The sequence below is a fragment of the Enterococcus pernyi genome (assembly GCF_045371165.1).
Classification (GTDB): Bacteria; Bacillota; Bacilli; order Lactobacillales; family Enterococcaceae; genus Enterococcus_B; species Enterococcus_B pernyi.
In genome coordinates, this window is record NZ_JBIQDM010000011.1 from 30,210 (window position 1) to 49,469 (window position 19,260).

Annotated in this window: 18 protein-coding genes; 2 read left to right on the forward strand and 16 right to left on the reverse strand. The window is 37.6% G+C overall.

Features of this window, described 5'->3' with window-relative positions; translation table 11 throughout:
* Nucleotides 1-2: 2 nt before the first annotated feature.
* Nucleotides 3-800, reverse strand: a complete 798-nt coding sequence (locus ACH0AK_RS11980; RefSeq protein ID WP_010734258.1) for an NAD kinase — start codon at nucleotides 798-800, stop codon at nucleotides 3-5.
* Entirely contained in the window at nucleotides 778-1,482 is a 705-nt protein-coding gene (gene yjbM, locus ACH0AK_RS11985; protein ID WP_019722324.1) for a GTP diphosphokinase, read from the reverse strand. The genes ACH0AK_RS11980 and yjbM overlap by 23 nt, the downstream gene beginning before the upstream one ends.
* Before the next feature lie 130 nt (nucleotides 1,483-1,612).
* Here yjbM and ACH0AK_RS11990 point away from each other — a divergent pair, with 130 nt between their 5' ends.
* Complete coding sequence (locus tag ACH0AK_RS11990) at nucleotides 1,613-2,188, forward strand: CYTH domain-containing protein (RefSeq protein ID WP_499796929.1); 576 nt, start codon at nucleotides 1,613-1,615, stop codon at nucleotides 2,186-2,188.
* A 114-nt stretch (nucleotides 2,189-2,302) separates the two neighbouring features.
* A complete protein-coding gene (locus ACH0AK_RS11995; RefSeq protein WP_023520411.1) occupies nucleotides 2,303-2,971 on the forward strand; it encodes a DsbA family protein in 669 nt (222 codons plus the stop codon).
* 101 nt (nucleotides 2,972-3,072) lie between these two features.
* On the opposite strand, the gene ACH0AK_RS12000 is transcribed toward ACH0AK_RS11995, so the two are convergent.
* The 14 genes from ACH0AK_RS12000 to spxA all read right to left on the reverse strand — a co-directional run bounded on the left by ACH0AK_RS12000 (nucleotide 3,073) and on the right by spxA (nucleotide 18,882).
* A complete protein-coding gene (locus ACH0AK_RS12000) occupies nucleotides 3,073-3,261 on the reverse strand; it encodes an RICIN domain-containing protein (RefSeq protein ID WP_023520412.1) in 189 nt (62 codons plus the stop codon).
* 52 nt (nucleotides 3,262-3,313) lie between these two features.
* A complete protein-coding gene (locus ACH0AK_RS12005; protein WP_224434923.1) occupies nucleotides 3,314-3,673 on the reverse strand; it encodes a ricin-type beta-trefoil lectin domain protein in 360 nt (119 codons plus the stop codon).
* 127 nt (nucleotides 3,674-3,800) lie between these two features.
* Nucleotides 3,801-4,340 carry a ricin-type beta-trefoil lectin domain protein gene (locus ACH0AK_RS12010; protein WP_023520414.1) on the reverse strand — a complete coding sequence of 180 codons (540 nt, stop codon included), beginning with the start codon at nucleotides 4,338-4,340 and terminating at the stop codon, nucleotides 3,801-3,803.
* Nucleotides 4,341-5,320: 980 nt separating this feature from the next.
* Nucleotides 5,321-6,268 (reverse strand): transketolase family protein, encoded by a 948-nt coding sequence (locus tag ACH0AK_RS12015; RefSeq protein WP_023520416.1) that lies wholly within the window; start codon nucleotides 6,266-6,268, stop codon nucleotides 5,321-5,323.
* Nucleotides 6,269-6,271: 3 nt separating this feature from the next.
* The gene (locus ACH0AK_RS12020) at nucleotides 6,272-7,129 is read right to left on the reverse strand and encodes a transketolase (protein ID WP_010734250.1); all 858 of its coding nucleotides are present in this window, start codon (nucleotides 7,127-7,129) and stop codon (nucleotides 6,272-6,274) included.
* A 12-nt stretch (nucleotides 7,130-7,141) separates the two neighbouring features.
* Nucleotides 7,142-8,506 carry a PTS ascorbate transporter subunit IIC gene (gene ulaA / locus ACH0AK_RS12025; RefSeq protein ID WP_010734249.1) on the reverse strand — a complete coding sequence of 455 codons (1,365 nt, stop codon included), beginning with the start codon at nucleotides 8,504-8,506 and terminating at the stop codon, nucleotides 7,142-7,144.
* A gap of 27 nt (nucleotides 8,507-8,533) precedes the next feature.
* Nucleotides 8,534-8,815 carry a PTS sugar transporter subunit IIB gene (locus ACH0AK_RS12030; protein ID WP_010734248.1) on the reverse strand — a complete coding sequence of 94 codons (282 nt, stop codon included), beginning with the start codon at nucleotides 8,813-8,815 and terminating at the stop codon, nucleotides 8,534-8,536.
* Nucleotides 8,812-10,851, reverse strand: coding sequence for a BglG family transcription antiterminator (locus ACH0AK_RS12035; RefSeq protein ID WP_023520417.1), 2,040 nt, complete (start codon nucleotides 10,849-10,851; stop codon nucleotides 8,812-8,814). The genes ACH0AK_RS12030 and ACH0AK_RS12035 overlap by 4 nt, the downstream gene beginning before the upstream one ends.
* A 294-nt stretch (nucleotides 10,852-11,145) precedes the next feature.
* Nucleotides 11,146-12,618, reverse strand: a complete 1,473-nt coding sequence (gene abc-f, locus ACH0AK_RS12040; protein ID WP_499796931.1) for a ribosomal protection-like ABC-F family protein — start codon at nucleotides 12,616-12,618, stop codon at nucleotides 11,146-11,148.
* A gap of 356 nt (nucleotides 12,619-12,974) precedes the next feature.
* Complete coding sequence (locus ACH0AK_RS12045; RefSeq protein WP_023520418.1) at nucleotides 12,975-14,006, reverse strand: zinc-binding dehydrogenase; 1,032 nt, start codon at nucleotides 14,004-14,006, stop codon at nucleotides 12,975-12,977.
* Between the two features lie 605 nt (nucleotides 14,007-14,611).
* Entirely contained in the window at nucleotides 14,612-16,423 is a 1,812-nt protein-coding gene (gene pepF, locus ACH0AK_RS12050) for an oligoendopeptidase F (protein ID WP_010734244.1), read from the reverse strand.
* A gap of 130 nt (nucleotides 16,424-16,553) precedes the next feature.
* Nucleotides 16,554-17,549, reverse strand: coding sequence for a competence protein CoiA (locus ACH0AK_RS12055; RefSeq protein WP_137072862.1), 996 nt, complete (start codon nucleotides 17,547-17,549; stop codon nucleotides 16,554-16,556).
* Between the two features lie 120 nt (nucleotides 17,550-17,669).
* Nucleotides 17,670-18,320 carry an adaptor protein MecA gene (locus ACH0AK_RS12060; protein ID WP_010734242.1) on the reverse strand — a complete coding sequence of 217 codons (651 nt, stop codon included), beginning with the start codon at nucleotides 18,318-18,320 and terminating at the stop codon, nucleotides 17,670-17,672.
* A gap of 163 nt (nucleotides 18,321-18,483) precedes the next feature.
* Nucleotides 18,484-18,882 carry a transcriptional regulator SpxA gene (spxA, locus tag ACH0AK_RS12065; RefSeq protein ID WP_019723016.1) on the reverse strand — a complete coding sequence of 133 codons (399 nt, stop codon included), beginning with the start codon at nucleotides 18,880-18,882 and terminating at the stop codon, nucleotides 18,484-18,486.
* Nucleotides 18,883-19,260 lie beyond the last annotated feature (378 nt).

Sequence of the window (19,260 nt, forward strand, 5' to 3'; positions counted from 1 at the left end):
TGCTAAACCTCACCAATAAAGGCATCTTTCACACGGTGCCAAAAATGCATATGTCGATAAGAAGCAAAGTGGATTCTTTCTTCTGCAATCCGATAATAAATGGCTCGTATATTATTTTTTGAAACGTCCAATTGATCAATCGTCACCAAATAATCTGCGGTATTCTCTAAACGAATTTCCACCCATTCATCTTGAGCAATGACCATCGGCGCACCTAGCGTACGAAAAACGCGGTTATTCAATGAAGCAATCTCTGCTAATTGAAATGCATTGATACTTGGATGGATCACAGCCCCACCAACACTCTTATTATAAGCAGTCGATCCGGTAGGCGTAGATAATGCCAAACCATCACCACGGAAGCTTTCAAATAGTTCGTTTTTGATATACACATCTGCTACCATCGTTCGGTTAGAACGCTTGATTGTCGACTCGTTCAAAGCAAAAAAATGTTGATCAGGCTTATCATCTAAATAGCTGATTCGAACGTCCAGCAACGGGTAGCTGACACTTTGCTCACGATTAGTTTTCAGGCTATCGACTAGTTCTTCTAATTCATAGTCCCGCCAGTCCGTATAAAAGCCTAGATGCCCTGTATGGACGCCTAAAAAACGCACATCGTTCAAAGCATGGCTAAATTGATGGAACGCTGCTAATAGCGTCCCATCCCCACCAACTGAAATCACTAACTCTGGCTGTTGATCGTCGATTTTGATATTTGCTTGAGCCAAAAGATTTTTCAATCGTTCGGTGACTGCTAATGTTTTGGGCTCCTTGTTATGAACGATCGCTACCTTCATCTTTTGCCTCCTCATGTTTATTCTCTTGATTGATCAATGAGCGATAATAGGCATCTTCAGATTTGCCTCTGCCATGTGAGAATAACCGTTGTGCTTCTTGGATTTCTTCACGAATATTCGACATTTCTTCGTCGAGTTGATACGCGGCTTCCGCTGCACGTTGTAATCGTTCACTCATTTCTTCCGGAAATACACCTTGATATTTATAATTCAACGAATGTTCGATCGTTGCCCAAAAGTTCATCGCTAACGTTCGAATTTGAATTTCTGCTAAAATTTTCTTTTCACCACTGATCAATTGGACTGGATATTCGATCACTAAATGATACGAGCGATACCCACTCGCTTTTTTATTGGTGATATAATCTCGCTCTTGTAATACTTTCATGTCTTTTCGGTTACGGATGATCTCAACCACCTGATGGATATCTTCTACAAATTGACACATGATTCTTAGCCCAGCAATGTCTGACATTTCTTCCTCTAAACGCGCCATTGGGATATGACGCAATTGAGACTTGGTAACGATGCTTTCTACCGGTTTGACCCGCCCCGTCACAAACTCGATTGGGACATGGCGATTTTGTTCTCTAAATTGTTTACGTATTCCTCTTAGTTTTACTTTTAATTCTGATACTGTTTGTTCGTAAGGTGCTAAAAACTCTTCCCAGTCTCGTTCCATAATCTATACCTCTACTTTGTTAACATTCATAGATATTCTAACATATAAACATAGTTTTTTTGCACCTTCTGTCTTTGAAGTTGACCAAAAACAAAAAATTAGGCAAAATAAAAGAAAAGGGGCGAAGCCAATGACTGAAATGTTAGAGATCGAATTTAAAACATTGCTAGCTAAGGAAGATTACACGCGTTTGCTTTCGCACTATCAACTTACAACGGAATCCTTCCATATCCAAACCAATATTTATTATGACACGCCTGATTTCCAATTAAAACAGCGTGGTTGTGGCTTACGTATCCGCTTATTAGATACCTATGCGGAGTACACGTTAAAAACGCCAGCTGCAGAAGGAAAATTGGAAACAACAGACACCTATACGCTCCAAGAAGCCACTAAAATGATCGAGGATCAGACACTGCCACGAACGGGCGCTGTTTTAGAAAAACTTCATAAGCTATCGATCGACTCCAATCAATTGTTCGAAATCGGAGAACTGACGACTAAGCGTGTTGAATTTCCTATTGATGAAGGCTTGTTAGCCATTGACGAAAGTTGGGGGGAACAACTTCACGACTATGAATTAGAATTAGAAGTCACTGATGCTGCCAGTGGAAAAGTAGCATTTGAGCGCTTCCTTCAACGTCAAGGAATTCCTTATCATCCTTCAAAAAATAAAATCCAACGAATGTTTGAGGCCAAAAATTAGAACTCTATCATTTTCATAAGGCTCATGAGTTCATTTTTTCGGGATTTTCTGGTAAGTTATACGTTGTGAATATTATTCATGATTTGCATAGAATCTAATTTGGGGGAGATTCGTATGATCGAAATCTATTTTTTTGTTAATCCATTGGGGAAAAACTGCTTTCATTTAGAGCAACAGCTCGTTCAATTTATCGATGAGGAATATGGAAAGAAGCCGAAAGACAAAGTACAATTTCGTTTTCTACCACTAGTTAACTTGCAGACAATCGGGGATGTCATGCAGACTAACGGGATTTCTCAAACTAATCTTGAAGAGCGCAACAAACTATTTTCCATTACTTATTCAGCCGCATTAGATTGCAAAGCTGCGCATTTTCAAGGAAAGAAAAAAGGAAGACAATTTCTTAGCCGTTTACAAGAAGCAGTCAGTTGTAAAAAAATTCCATATTCTCAACAGCTTTCTGAATCGATTTTTTCAGAAATTGGAGATCTAAACATGTTCAAAGAAGATCGCCAATCTGAATTTGTCAAAGAAGCATTTTTCTCAGACCAAAAAATGGCCCGTGAAATGGGAATAAAGAAACATCCATCTGCTGTTGTTTATAATTATAATCGTGAACAAAATTTTGGAGTATTAGTTGAAGGCATGAACAGTGTTCGCCAAATCATGGCGATCTGTCAAGGAAAAGAAGACAGCTATCAGCTGTTTGAAAGCCATCCATTGCAAGCAACGAATCCACAACTTCATTCCGGAAATAGCCATTTATCTTTGCTTTCAAATTAAATAATAGATGTGTGTATCACACAAAATAAAAAGACACAAAACAAGGTAAACTGTTTTATGTCTTTTTTACTATTTTTTCAAATCAAATATATTGTATATGGTTAAACATTTCCTACAATATGAATACGGAACCTTTGACTTGACGTACCACGACCCTCTCCTTCGGTAGCAACTAATTTCTGACCTTGTGAAGGAGCCCCATTTTCAATATCCAGTACTTTACCTGTTTCAGTATTTTGTAATACAAAAAGTCCATCACCTAAAAGTTCATCTACACCTACTTTATACAATCGCCAATTTGAATTTAGACCTGTCGTTGCAATTCTTGGATTTCCTTTGCTATCAAAAGATTTTTCGGATACAGATAAGGATGGCTGATTTGATAAACCCGTTGAACTGATGAGGATCAGTTGAGAGAGTGTACGTCTCAGTAGCAAAATTATAAAACATATTCCATTTTTGATTCCATGAGTTAGCACTATTATATATAATCACTTGGTCTAAATTGCTTTGATCCCAATCCAATACCATTCCTCTATTCATTTCACTTTGAATCTTTACAACTTTGTTGTTAAAGTAGTTAGCAACATTAGATCCTGGTATATTTTCTTCTATGCCTGCCGAGACTGTTTGATTTCCTCCTACTACTCCTAATGTCGTTACTACAAACGCTCCTACCATTAACTTTGTGAACACTTTCATTTTTTATTCCCCTTTTTTGTTTTTGTCTTTTTTCGTTTTTCTTCGATTTAAATGAAATACAGCTAGCGAAGGATCAAAGGTTACCTACTACTCTAAGAATAAATCGTTGACTAGCAGTTCCAGTACCCTATCCTTCACGTGCGACTAGGCCTTTCGTGTCGTACGGGCTACCATTTTCCAGATCCAATACTTTACCTGATTCAGCATTTTTTAAAACATAAACACCAGCACCCACAGCATCGCCTACTCTGTACAGTTTCCAATTTACTTTTAATCCAGTCGTAGCAATCTTTGGATTTCCTTGACTATCAAAAACTTTGTCAGATACAGCCAATTCTGCTGATCTGATATAGCCGTTGATCTGGTGAGGATCAGTTGAGATAGTATATGTATCAGCACTAGAATCATAAAACATATTCCATTTTTGATTCCATGAGCCAGTATTATTGTACATGATTACTTGGTCAAGATTAGATTGATCCCAATCCAACGCCCTTCCCAAATCCATTGCACTTTCAATTCTCACCACTTGATTTTTAAAGGTGTCCGCAACATTAGAACCTGGTATGTTTTGATCCAAATCTGCCGAGACTGTTTGACTTCCTCCGACTACTCCTAACGTCGTTGCTACAAATGCTCCTAAAAATAATTTTGTGAACACTTTCATTTTTTTGTTCCCCTTTTTGTTTTTTTGTTTGATACAAATCGATTTGTTGAACACAGTATGCATGTTTTTATTTAGTAAATTTATTTTGAGTGGTAATACAACACTATTTATTTTTTATTTAATAAGTGCGTTAATTATAATAAAAAGCACTTATTTTATAGGCTTTCTTGCTTTTTCACGCACAATGAAAAGTAAATTTACTATGAATTTTTTCATGTTTTTTATTTTTATTATTAAACATAAAAATATATTGTTTTTCAACTGTATAAAAAAGAGAATCATCGGTTACTTGAAACACCTACAATTCTCTAATTATTTCTGTTAAATTATAAATGATACACACTGCCGGACTAATTTCCTTAAACAGCAGACTGATCCTTCTTTCTTTTTTTATTGACAACAACTAGTAAAACCAAGCAGATAAGAAGACTAATGATTCTCAGTGCAGGAGTAAATAATAGGAAGATCATCAAATTAGCAAACCCTTGAACAATGGTAGAATCCGATTGATACAATTTGATCCAAAGGCTCTGCAAACACGCTCACATGGCGATAGACATATGCAGTAAATAAATACATAGCCACACCTACTCCTACTATAAGGATATTTTTTATTGATTTCGACAATTTCTGTTCCTCCATCTAGTGTTTATTGATCGGATTTCTCTTTTTGTTTTCATAATCGATCAATAAAAATTTCTTTGCTCTAACTAGAAATCCATTTTATCTTTAAATAACAAATCATAAAAAATATGTACATGTTTCTTTCTAATTAGAAAAGCTGTAGACATTCATATATCATCTCCTAATTCGTTAATCAACATTCTTCATCTCCTCACATTTATAACATAAGACAACATATTTATCCTATAAAAATCCATTGTACTACTAATAGATCACCCACTCAAAAAAGGAGTAAAAAAGGGTTACCCTCTCATTACTCCTTTTCGCTATCAAATAATCGTAGTCAATACGCTGACTTATTCCATCATCTGCTTTTTGATCCCCGCAACATCCAACCCAAATTCTTGTTGCAAGAAATCTGGTGTGCCAACTTGACCAAAACGTTCATTGACACCGATTCGTTTCAGAGGAACGCCAATCCCTTCTTCTGCAAGAACTTCAGCGACTGAACTACCTAAACCGCCAGTAATCGAGTGATTCTCAATGGTTACGATTTTTTTCTTACCAATTGCTTCACTGAGGATCAACTCTCGATCAATCGGTTTGATGGTAAACATATCGATCACTTCACAGCTGATTCCTTCTTCCATCAATTGTTCGGCTACTTGCAATGTTTCAGAAACGAGTTGCCCTGTTGCAATCAGCAGATAATCCGTCCCTTTACGCAAAACATTTCCTTTGCCTAATACAAATGTTGAACCTTTCTCATAAACAGGCGTGACGCCTTTACGATTTCCTCGTACATAATGGATTCCTGACATTTGATGAAATTCTTTGATGATCCATGCCATTTGTACGTCATCTGCCGCATCACATACTACGGAATGAGGGATGGCTTTCATTAAGGCCACGTCCTCCCAAGTCGTATGAGTTCCCCCATTGTGCCCTGCAGCAAATCCCGGATCTGAACCATAAATATTGATGGTATTCCCGCCGTAGCCACCTGAAATAAACAGTTGATCAAATACCCGGCGTGTCGCAAATGGACCAAAAGTATGGATAAATGGTGTGTACCCCGTCAAACTTAATCCTGCTGCGACGCCAACCATATTGGCTTCGGCAATTCCCATATTGATAAAGCGGTCAGGGTGTTCCTTTCCAATCGCTGTCCAACCACTTGCAGATCCTAGATCAGCATCTAACGCAATGACTTTCTCGTCTTTTTCCATCAATTCATTGATGGTTTCCACGACACAAGTTCGTAATTCTTTTTCGATCGCTGTCGATTTAGTTAAATGGAACATCCCTTATCGCATCCTCTCGATTTTTTCTTCTAATGTTCGGATTGCTTGATCTGCTGCTTGATTGACTTGTTCCGTATTGAATTTTACGGAATGATTCGCGCCTAAAGTTTCAAAATATGGAACCCCTTGTCCCTTCACGCTATCAAGTACAAGACAAACTGCTTGATCAGTCACTTCTTTACATTTGTTGATTGCAGCATCAATCGCTTGTATATCGGAACCTTTTACTTTTAAGGTATAGAAACCGAATGCTTCCATTTTTTTCTGTAAATCGAACGGGTCAAGGATGTCCTTTGTTTCTCCATCTAATTGCTTTTTATTATCATCGATGATCACGATACAATGATTTAATTTAAAATGAGCGATATATTGGAATGCTTCCCAACACTGGCCTTCATTCAACTCTCCATCTCCCACGATCAAGTACACATAGTTGTCTTTGTTAGCCTGCTTAAAACCTGTAGCGATCCCCGCAGCTATTGAAGTCCCTTGACCTAAAGAACCCGTAGTTGCATCAACACCAGGTGTTTTTTGGCGATCCGGATGAGAAGGCAGTCTTGTTCCACCTTCATTGATCGTCAGTAACCATTCTTTGTCAAAATAACCAACATTTGCTAAAGCACTGTATAACCCAGCTCCTGCGTGTCCTTTAGATAAGACCAACCGATCGCGTTCTTCCCATTGTGGATTTTTAGGATCGACCTTCATCTGCTTACCGTATAAGACGGCTAACAACTCAACGATCGAAAATGAACCACCTAAATGCCCTTGCCCCATATGTTTGATACTGATTAATGTATCTAATCGTATTTTAGTTGCTAATAATTCCAGTTCTTTTAGCTGCTCTTCCTTGATGGTCAAAATGATCCCCCCTTACTCTGCGACTGTATCTGATTTTTTACTTTTCTTTAAAAGTGTCAAACCGATCAAAACAGCAAGCACAGCGACCACACCAGAAATAACTGCAATTTGTCCGCCCATATTTGCTAAGTTTCCTAAAAAGATTCCTGAAACACCATAATCTGTATCTGAGAAAGTCGAACCTTGGAACCCGAGATCGCCCATTACTGGCATCAACAAGATCGGCATGAAACTAATGATGATCCCGTGGATAAAGGAACCGATGACCGCGCCACGTACGCCCCCAGTGGCATTTCCATAAACACCGGCTGTCGCGCCACAGAAGAAATGAGGAACTACGCCAGGAATGATCACTGTTGTCCCGGTAAAGACCATAATCACTAAACTAACTAATCCACCAACAAAACTTGTTAAAAAGCCAATCAATACGGCATTTGGTGCATAAGGGAACACGATTGGACAATCCAACGCTGGAATCGAATTCGGTACTAATTTTTCAGAAATTCCTTTAAATGCAGGAACGATTTCAGCTAAAATCAAACGTACACCGGCTAAGATCACAAAAACACCTGCGGCAAATGAACCCGCTTGTTGTAACGCATAAATAATATAATTCGTGCCATCGCTCAATGTGGTAGTAATATAGTCACTTCCGGCAAACAACGCAACGATCACATAGACGATTGCCATCGTAATCGTGATACTTACTGTTGAGTCACGTAAAAAAGCTAACCCTTTAGGAAAATTGATGTCTTCTGTTGATTTTTCTTTATTTCCAACATATTTACCGATCAAGCCACTCAATGCGTAGCCAAAGTTCCCTGTATGACCTAAAGCTACAGAGTCATTTTTTGTGATTTGACGTGTAAACGGTTGTGCGATTGCTGGAAAAATCGTATTACAGATGCCTAGCGCTAACCCACCGAATAAAATCAGACTAAACGTACTCATTCCTGTTACACTTAAAATGACTGCAATCATACATGCCATGTATAACGTTGCATGCCCTGTCAAATAAATGTATTTGTACCGAGTGATTCTCGCAATCAAAATATTGAATGCCATCCCCGCTAACATAATAAGTGCTGTATATGTTCCATAGGTAGTTAGAGCTAACGCTACTATCGCTTCGTTATTAGGAACAACTCCTTGCATATTGAATGCGACTTGAAACATTTCTCCAAATGGCGCCAACGAACTTTCTATGACCCCTGCACCAGCTGTCACAACCAGAAATCCTACAAAGGTCTTGATTCCGCCTTTAACAGTCGTTGCCACATCTTTTTTCTGCAACATATTCCCCAATACAGCAATCAATGCCACTAAGATTGCTGGTGTACTCGCAATATCGATCAATAGATCTAAAATACTATTCATTTATTTTTCCTCCCCCAAAAAAATTTTTTATAGTAATCCTTTTTGTCTACATGTCTCCGCTACTTTTTCTTTCAATTCATCTAGATCGATGATACTCTCCAACACGACGATTTCACCTAAATGTTGTGCGCTATCTGCTAAATCTCTACCGATAAAAAAGACATCTGCTAATTCTGGTGCTGCACTTCCTAGATCGTAATGAGCAACTTCCACTCCACTTACCCCTAGATCATTTAATACTGAATTGATATTCATCTCCACCATAAAACTGGATCCTAATCCTGAACCACATACTGCTGCAAATTTCATTTTTCATCTTCCCCTTCTTTGATTACATGGATGATTTCTTCTACATCTTTCGCTTCGAGTAATGACGCTAAACGTTCTTTATTCGACAAAATTTTCGTCAAGCTAGCTAAAGCTTTCAAGTGCATCTCGTTGTCCACTGCTGCTAAACAGATAAATAATTGGATGGGATGCTTTTCATCGTCGCTCAATAAGACTGGATCAGTTACCTTCAGTAATGACATCCCAATTTCTTTCACTCCATCTTCTGGTCGTGCATGAGGCAAAGCAATTCCTTTTCCGATATGGATAAAGGGCCCATGTTCCATGACCTTTTCGATCATCGCCCCCACATACTTTTCTTCGATTTTATTGGTCGTTAACAAAGGCTGAGCTGCCTCGGTGATGGCTTCTTGCCATGTCAGTTGTTTGTCCGTAAATTGTATGGTTTCTTTTGTTAATAATTCTGATAACATCGGCCGTTGATCTTCCCTTCTGTTCAATTCTTTGTTTATTTTTCTCTCGACGATCTGTCGCAGTTTCCTCTTTGTCATTCCCTCTTTCAAATCAATATATGGAAAAATCACTTCCAAAATTTCTTCGATCGAATGCACACCTCTTTCTGAAACATAAAATGCTTGTTGGACCTTTTTAACTAATTCATTTTTTTCTAAAGGAGTCATGATGGGTTTCACAACATAACTGGTCACCGGTGTTTTTAGTGGGACACTGGAAAACACCATATCAATGTCTTCCGAAAAACGAAGCATCTGATATTCTTCTGTTGATCGTGCTGGCAAAAATTCGATTTGTGGAAATAGCTCTTGTAATTCCGATTCCATGATCAAGCCAGAGCTGATGCCACTCGGGCAGACGATCATCGCCTTTAATCGTTGGTAATGATGTCGCTCCTTTTGTTTTCTGATCTCTCCACCAAATAAAATCGTAAAATAACCAATTTCTGTATCCGGAATCTCGCCAACTAATTGTTTGAGTGGATAAAGCGCTAAACGAGTCAATTCAAATAATTCTCGATATTGGGTTTTGATTTCATCGATCAACACATTATTCAATGTGAATCGATAGCGGATACGAAAATAAGCGGGAACAAGATGATAAAAGAAATTCATCAATAATTTCCGATAGTCAACAAACCGGACAGCGGATAAACGTTCCATCTCATGGATGACCTCTCTTGCACATTCCAATAAAAATTCTACAGAGTGATCCTCGATATCGCCTTGTAGAACAGTTTTTAACAGCACAGTCAAATAGCATTCTTCTTCTACTTGATTTTTGATTTGACCAAAATCTGTTAAAAATTTTTTGCTTGCTTGATAGACATTCAAAGAGGTCAGCATCTCTTTATCTTTTTCAGTTAGAAAAACTGCTTTTTTTGTGATCCGTGACAATAAAAAACTAATAAAATACAACATTTCCTCAAAACGACTAGGAACGATGATTAAATCAAATTCCTCTAAAATACGAAGCAGGCGGTCTCTCACCACAACATAATTCGTTCTAGAAATGCCATAGATCCCTTCAAAAAGTAACCAGTGGCCGTTCTTGGTGTCTGTTAGTACTCCCACAGTTGAATAAGCTACGCGGCGAACATCAAGTTCAGCGCCATCTATGTAGAAGCCTTTTTTTCTCGAATAAATCAGTCGAATGTCTTCCTCTTGGAGTTTCATTCTTAAATTTCTGACATCTTTTAAAACTGTATTCTTACTTACATTGAATAATTCTTGAAAATAATAAACAGATAAGTCATCAACCATCGAAAAAGCAAGAAGATAGATCATGGCTTGTCTTTCCTCTTCAGAAAAATATAGTTCCTGTTTTGACACTTCGAAGAGGACTTCAGACCATCGTCGTCGAATCGCCTCTGGAACCAGTATCTCCTCTCCAGAGATATTTATTTTTTGCCCTAGCTTTTTTTCACAAAAATGATTGATTTTTGTTAATTCTATTTTTAGAGTCTCTTCCTCCAAGTTCGTCAGTCTTATCAATTTTTGTCTGTTCGTTTCCTCAAACAGATAACTCAAGCGGTAATTGATCATTCCCGTCCCCCCATTTCAACTATAATGACTTTTTACTGGAAACGCTATCACACTTCAGCCCAATTTGACTCGTGCTTTTTCCATTTTGATGGACCGAACAGAGTCAACGACGCAGCCGTGTATTAAAATTAAAATAAAAAAAGTAAGTCACCAGAAAAAAATCTTGCAAAAAGAAACAGCGAAATCCCAAAATAGGAAAAACGATTTCCGGATTTCACTGCTTATTCAGTTGCCTATTTTGGCACTCCCTTTAACTCTCACTTAGCAACAATAGCAAGCTCGTTTTACGCTGATTCAATCTCGTCGAATCAGTTTTCGATCCTTTATTTCATAGACTTGATCTGCCACTTGTTGAACAAAATAAGGGTCATGCGAGGTAAACAAAACAGTTCCATGATATTGTTTCAAAAAATACTCTAGCGCATTCATTGTCCGCAGATCAATAAAATTAGTCGGTTCATCTAGAATCAATACGTTGGAAGGCTTAGCAAACAAGGTTGCTAGTGACAGCCGTGTAGCTTCTCCTCCACTTAACGAACAAACTGATTGTTGGATAGCCTCCGGTGAAAAGCTTAAATGGTGTAGCATACTTCGGATCAAACTTTCTGGATATTCGGTCTGACGCATCAAATACTGTAGGACGGTCAGATCCTCAACATAGTGATAATCCCTTTGCTCATAGACAGCAAAAGTAACTTTGGGACTAAGCTTCACTCCATTTTTTTGCTGTAAGATGTGTCGTAATAAACTAGATTTCCCACTGCCATTCGATCCAATAATCGCGATATTTTTCCCTAGTGCGAAGGCAAAGTTAACTTCATCAAGCAGGATTTTTTCATCATAATGGATCGTCACTGATTCACCTACGACTGGGAACTTATTGTGTAAAACAGTTGTTTCTGACTGCGGGAAATCAATCGGATGCTTTTTTTGTACTCTTGCGACTTCCGTTAATTTTTCTAAACGTTTCTCCATTGACTTCGCCGCTTTCATTATCCCTTTTTGACCACTTTCTTTTTGTTTTGTTCCTGACAAACGATCAGGTTTCCGACTGTTTTTATTACTTTTGCTTTTTTGATTGGAAGATTGTGCCATTTTTTTGGCTTGTTGCTCTTTTTTGATCATGCTATTTTCTAATTTTTTACGTTCTCTCAAATAGTCATCATGCGCTCTTTCTTGAGCAATTACTTCTTGTTCTTTTTGCTTTACATAATCATCATAATTCCCTGTATATTCTTTGATCGTATGTCCCGATACTTCCCATATTTTGTCAGCTAATTCATTGAGAAATAAGCGATCATGGCTAACAAAAACTAAGGTTCCATAATAATACCGAAGTTCTTCAATCAACATTTGCACGCTTCGTTGATCTAAATGAGTGGTTGGTTCATCTAACAACAAACCTGTCGTGTACGTAGATAATACTTGTGCCAAACGATATTTCGTTTCTTCACCACCACTAAAGTGAGCCATTTGATTGGGAACTCGGAAACGGCTGAGTAACTCAAAATCGATTTCTTCGACTAGATGCTGACCAACGGTATCGATCTGTGCAAAATATTTAAAATCAATCCTTCGATCTACTCTTCCTTTTTCTGGTAGGATTTCTCCAGCTAATAATTTAAGTAACGTCGATTTCCCGCTACCATTATCTCCGACGATACCGATCCGCGCATTCTCATAAATCGCTTGCTCATTGATTGTTAATACTTCTTTTCCGTTATACGTAATCTCAATCTCTTTTAATAGCATTGCTAATGCTTCCATTGTTTGCACTCCTTTTGTGCAAATGAACATCCTTCTAACGGAAACACAAAAAAGAAGCAGCCTGTGAAAGACTGCTTCTTCAAGAATTTTGTCCATACTAAAAAAGCATAGAAAAAAAGCAAAGTTCCCGTGAATTGTCATTTACAAGTTATTTTTAAACGATTCAATTAATTGTTTAAAAATACTTGATCCAAATAAAACAACCACATGGCACATCGCTCCTTTTCTCTAATTACATTTATTTTATCATGATTGAAACCGTTTGACAAACGGTTTCAAGGTTAATGAAAGATACTATATTGAGTAATTAGATGGTAGCATTGCTTCTTGACCTCTGATCTATTCAAACTCAAGAACTATGTGATGACCAACAGTGATTTGATTGCTTTTCGTTCATCCATTGCCTCATAAGCAGCTTGAACTTGATCTAACTCGAATTGTTGCGTAAAGACTTTACCTGGTTCGATTTTATTTGATAAGACTGCTTCTAATAGTGCAGCTCGGTCGTGAGTCGTCACAGCCGCAATCCCTCCACGTAAACCGATATTACGATAAAACAAAGCGTTCGTATCCAACTCATCTACGTGAGGGACGCCAACACGACCAACAACCGCACCTGGTCGGCCTACTTTTACAGCCGTTTCAACTGCTTGTTGTGTCCCTACACATTCTAACACTGCATCTGCGCCGGCACCTGTTAATTTCATGACCTCAGCGATTGCTTCTTCTCCACGAGCCGCAATGATATCCGTTGCTCCAAATGTCAAAGCTAGCTGTTGACGGTCTTCATGTCGACTCATCGCAATGATTTTTGATGCGCCTAACAATTTTGCTCCAATGACTCCACATAACCCTACAGCTCCATCTCCGATCACAACAACTGTATCTCCTTCTTTCACCTCAGCACTCACTGCTGCATGATAGCCCGTTGCCATAACATCTGCCAACGTAACAAAAGAATTTAACATATCATCGGAATAATCTTCTGGTTTACCAGGGATTTTTACTAACCCCCAATTCGCATTGCGATAGCGAATATACTCTGCCTGATACCCTGTTGAACCTGAAGTATCTGATAAACAATCACCATCAAACCCAGCTAAACAGGCCTCACATTCCCCACAACCATGGGTAAAAGGCACAATAACAAAATCACCCGGTTCAACGTTTGTAACATCTTCTGCTACTTCTTCTACGATACCAATCGCTTCATGTCCCGCAGCAGATCCTGCTTCTTTTTTAGAGATACCACGATACCACCATAAATCAGAACCACATACACTTGCACGTACCACACGAATGATTGCTTCGTTCTCTTGATTCAATTCTGGCTTAGGCATTTCTTTGATAGCCATTTTCCCTGGCTCTAAAAATACTGTTGCTTTCATAGCTTCCACTCCTTAGATTAATTGCTTCTAGTATATCCCCTTGAGTCAACTCCAAGTCAAATAAAAACAATTATAGCCAGTCTTTTTCCAATAAGCCGGAAGAAATTGAACTCGCTTTTATATACTCGTTATGGTATCATAACTCTGAAAAGAGAGCGTTGTATCAACAACCCTCTCTTCAGATAGCACCGTTTTACTGGTGGCTAGCTTGGTTAGTTACAGAAAATAACCGTTAAACTCGCCAAAGTTTAAGGAGCGGTTATTTTTTGTTGTCTTTGTCGCTGACGATCAAGACCAATGTTGCAAACGACAATGCAAACATCAATGCCTCAAACACAGACATGCTTATTCCTTTCTAGGAGAAAGCCACAGATCAACATAGGCATCACCTCTTTTCTTAAGGTTAGCCACCGCATCAACTTTACTATCCCTGTCAGTATACTATAAACCGAAAATCCAAACCTTAATTTTTAAATTCTCATGTTATTTTTAACAGTAAAAACCGGAAAAGTGTTGAGCGAGAAACTCACACACTTTTCCGGTTTTTGGCAGGATCAGAACGGACCTAGAAAGATCCAATCAATAGATCACTCAACACATGATTTCTATAATTCTTCCACTAATGCTTCTAATTCATTTAATCGTTGTTCAAACACGGCCATTGCATCTTCAATATAAGCTGCTTGGGTCATGTCCACACCAGCTTTCTTCATTACTTCTACTGGATAATCGCTGTTTCCTGCTTTTAGATACGTTAGGTAAGCATCTAATGCGCCTGGTTCTTTCTCCCAGATTTTCTTCGCTAAAGCAGATGCAGCAGAAAATCCTGTTGAGTATTGATAGACATAATAATTATAGTAGAAATGTGGGATACGCGCCCATTCATCTTTGATTTCTGGATCTTTTTCAACAGCTGGACCATAATACTTAGCATTTAATTCGCCATAGCTTTCACTTAGGTACTCACTCGTCAAAGGTGTTCCTTTTGCATCTTCTTGATGCATGAAGTGTTCAAACTCTGCAAATTGTGTTTGACGGAAAATTGTTCCTTTAAAACCATCTAAATAATGATTCAAGACATAGGCACGAACCCGAGGATCTTCTTCGGTCGCTAATAAATGTTCGGTCAAAATATTTTCATTTGTTGTTGACGCGATCTCGGCTAAAAAGATTGAATAATCACCATAGACGAAAGGTTGGTTCGAACGTGTGAAATAGCTGTGGACACTATGTCCCATTTCATGGACCAAGGTGAACAGTTGATCCAACGTATCATGCCAGTTCATCAGAATGTAAGGGTTGGTATCATAACTACCAGAAGAATAAGCGCCACTGCGTTTCCCTTTATTCTCGACTACATCGATCCAACGGTTTGAAAATGCTTCTTTTACGACAGCCAGATATTCTTCTCCCATTGGCGCAAGTGATTCAATGGCTTTTTCTACTGCTTCTTCATACGTAAATTTGATTGGTGCTTCACCTAATACTGGCGTATACAGATCATACATATGCAATGTATCTACGTTTAATAGTCGTTTCCGTAGTTCCATATATCGATGCAATAACGGCAAATGTTTGTTCACAACAGTAACTAAAGTATCATACACACTTTCAGGAATATGGTTATTGCTTAGTGCAGCTTCTCTGGCAGAAGCGTATCGACGTGCTTTGGCTTTGAAGTTGTGCCCTTTGATATGCGTCCCAAGTGTGGAAGCAAAAGTGTTTCTAAATTGTGCATATACGCTGTATAGTCCTTTGAACGCCGCTTCACGTACTTCACGATTGGTACTTTCTAATAATTGACCATATACACCATGCGATAATTGGATCTTTTCACCATTCTCGCCAGTGATTGTTGGGAACTCTAAATCAGCATTATTCAATACTGCAAATGTACCACTTGAAGCACCAAAGATTTCTCCGGCTCCAGCAAGTAATGCTTCCTGATCTGCTGACAAGATGTGTGCGCGGTTATCAACCATTTGTTTGACATAATGACGATAAACTTCTAATTTTGGTTCTTCTTCAAAATATTGCCAAATTTGCTCATCAGAAAGTTGCAATACTTCTGGCTCATACCAAGCAATTGCTTCACTCACTTTTGAAAGTAAACTGCCAGCACGAGCATACAATGCTTGATATGTCGTATTTGTCGTATCTTGGTCATTTTTTAAATGGGAATAGACATAAATAAGCTCAACTTTACGATACATTGTTAAGACAAATTCAAGCGCCTCCAAAAATGCTGTTGCTCCATTACCTAATGTTCCTTTATAATGCTCAGAATTTTTTAATTCTTCAGTCAATTCTTCGTACTTTTTATCAAATTCTTGATCGCTTGAAAAGATTGGTGTTAGGTCCCATGTCAATTTTTCAGGCAAATCTTCTCTATTTGGTAACTTCGTTGTTTCGCTCATCTGTTCCACTCCTTTTGTTCATCTTTGCAACTATGCTTTTCTGAATAAAAAATAATAGTTACTTTTTACTTACTCTTTTGAGTTTATCATAACTCTTTCATGTTTTGTATATGGAATTCTTCTCTGATTATTATTTTTGTACTAAACGTTTACACTCTTCATAAAACAATCGATAAATTTTTTGTTCATCAATCAAAGGAAATAACCACTCATTTTTATATTCCTTGATTTCCTGATACCATTTATCGAAAGAACTTGTTTTCTTATCATTCTCTTTGCATTTCATCTGTGAAAACAGCAACCGATAAAAGAATACTTGTTCAGAAAAAAAGCAAAAGAAATCACTTCCTTCATAGAACCACGATTCAAGATAAAGCACATGCTTCTTTCTTAGATAGCACTGTTCTTGTACTCCTAATACTTTTTTATTTTTTCGAATGATTTGTTTTGCTATCCAGTCTTTTGTTTTCACGGAAGAAGAACTTGGTATTTTTCGCAATGAGCCACTTTCGACTTCTAATACTGTTAATAGCTCTTTCTCAAAAAAGGACCAAGAAGATTGTTCAAACCTGATTTTCCCCGATAAGTCTGTGAAGATCTGACTATATAAGTAAACCTTTTGCGTAGACCAGTCGATTTGCCAAAAGTGGAGCTGTCGTAAATCGTCGTAGTAGCAAAACTTTTTTTCTAATCTTAAGCAATCGTTCCTTTTGAAAAATTTCATTCCTAATAGCCACCAAACAACATACCCATTTGCTTTGTAATTGATCGTCCTTTCGATCATTCGCTCATAAGACAATGGAGAACATTGGATCTCAAACGCATGATGACCAACCAAGATATCCGGACGTTGCATCAGTTGTGATAGATATCCTTCCATTTCTACTCTTGGATAGCTTTTTTTCAACCATCGGAAACATTGTCTTTTTAGATTAAGATGCTCTTCAGATTCCGCCTCACTAAATACTTGGCAGTCCGAAGTATCATGATGGAAAAAATGGGCGATTCTCTTCATTCCTCTTTTTAAAAACACTTGATTCCCACAGTTTGGACAATAGTAGTCGCACTCTTTTGTTGCATCAGTTGCTAAAAAAATAGACCCTTCTTTGTCTTTGGCGAGTAACATCGACTCACTTCCTTTCATTAGATAAATACGCCAACGAAAAAAGGTCTCAACAAATGTTGAGACCCTCGACAAAGCATACCTAGCAATGTCAACTATCGCTGTGTTAGCCTATCCTATGCTTTATTCAAAATAAAATTTTACTCGTTCCAGAGCATTACGTTCCATCAATTGCTGCCCATATTCATTCAATGCTTCAGCTGTTCGTGTACTTTTCTCAGCGAATTCTAAAATACGTGCATATTGATTTTCAACATCGGTTTGATTTAGATTTTCCATCCAAAAGTGAACAACTAAATAATAACGTTCTTCTAATTGGTATAGATCTGTCCAAGCTGATTCTAACTGAACATCATTGGCAAGCTGGATCACTTGCTCAAAGTCATTGAATACAAAGATTGCTCGTTGTTCACTTGCAGTAGTTGATTCTGTTAAGTCGCTTTCCTCTTCATTTGCAAGCATTTGACCTTGAAGAAACTCACTAACATCTGCGCTATTCAACGTCGATTCATTGTTTTGACCGATCTCTTCGTCTGGCATATTCTTACTGATAAACAGCTCTAGGCCATCCCCTTTTGGCAAAACTTGGAAAGTGACAGCTTCGCTACTTTGGAACTCCTCTTCAATATCCACTTCTTCTAAGATACTATAAAAAAAGTTTTCAATTTCTCTGTGGTTACCTAATAAATCTAAAAATGAGACCCCACGTTCTTCTAGGTCATCATGACCAATCATTACACGAATCGTATTCTCATTGATATGTTCCATTTCCATATGCTACACCTCACTTTATCCCAACTATCCATATAGATTAATTGTAGCGAAATAAGAATAAATGTAAAGAAAAAATCATTAAGTCCTAAAAAAACACAATTTATTTTTAATAAAAAAAAACTTAGAAAGACATCACATCCTCCTAAGTTTCATTCTGTGTTTTCTATAAACCAGCCATTAGCTGGGCTTGACGTAATTCTAATTGACGAACATCTCGTGGTAAGAAACGACGAATTTCATCTTCATTAAAGCCGACTTGTAGACGTTTGTTATCGATCATAATTGGTCTACGTAACAAACCAGGATTGTTTTGTACAAGCTCTAAAAGTTCTTGTAATGGTAACTCATCAAGATCCATGTTTAATTTTTGGAAAACTTTTGAACGGGTAGAAATAATTTCTTCTGTTCCGTCTTCCGTCATTTGTAAAATTGCTTTTAATTCAGAGCTATTAAGAGGTTCTGAAAAAATATTTCGCTCTACAAATGGAATCTGATGCTCTTGCAACCACGCACGAGCCTTTCTGCAGGAAGTACAACTTGGGGAAGTATATAGTGTTAACAACGTGCATCACTCCTTTTTGTGATTATAGCCACATTTTTGTAACAGAAGATCCTGAATATCTTCCATCTGTTTCTATTATACCTAATCAACATTTAAATAGCTAGCTTTTTTTTAAATTATTTTTAAAAAAAATGAAAGTTATCTAAGACAGATATACAGTTAAACCAAGGTTTCTACTTAATTTTGAGTAAAAAAATTAGAGTTTTCAAATACTTTTACAATACAAAAAACACATAACACAGCACAAAAATCTGTACTAGTCTTTTTGAAAACTTTAAAAATGATAGCGTTTTTTTCACGTGTAATGTTTTTTATTTATTTAATAACAAAAAATTTTTAAAACTCAGAAAATAAAAAAAACTAAAAAAATGTTGATTT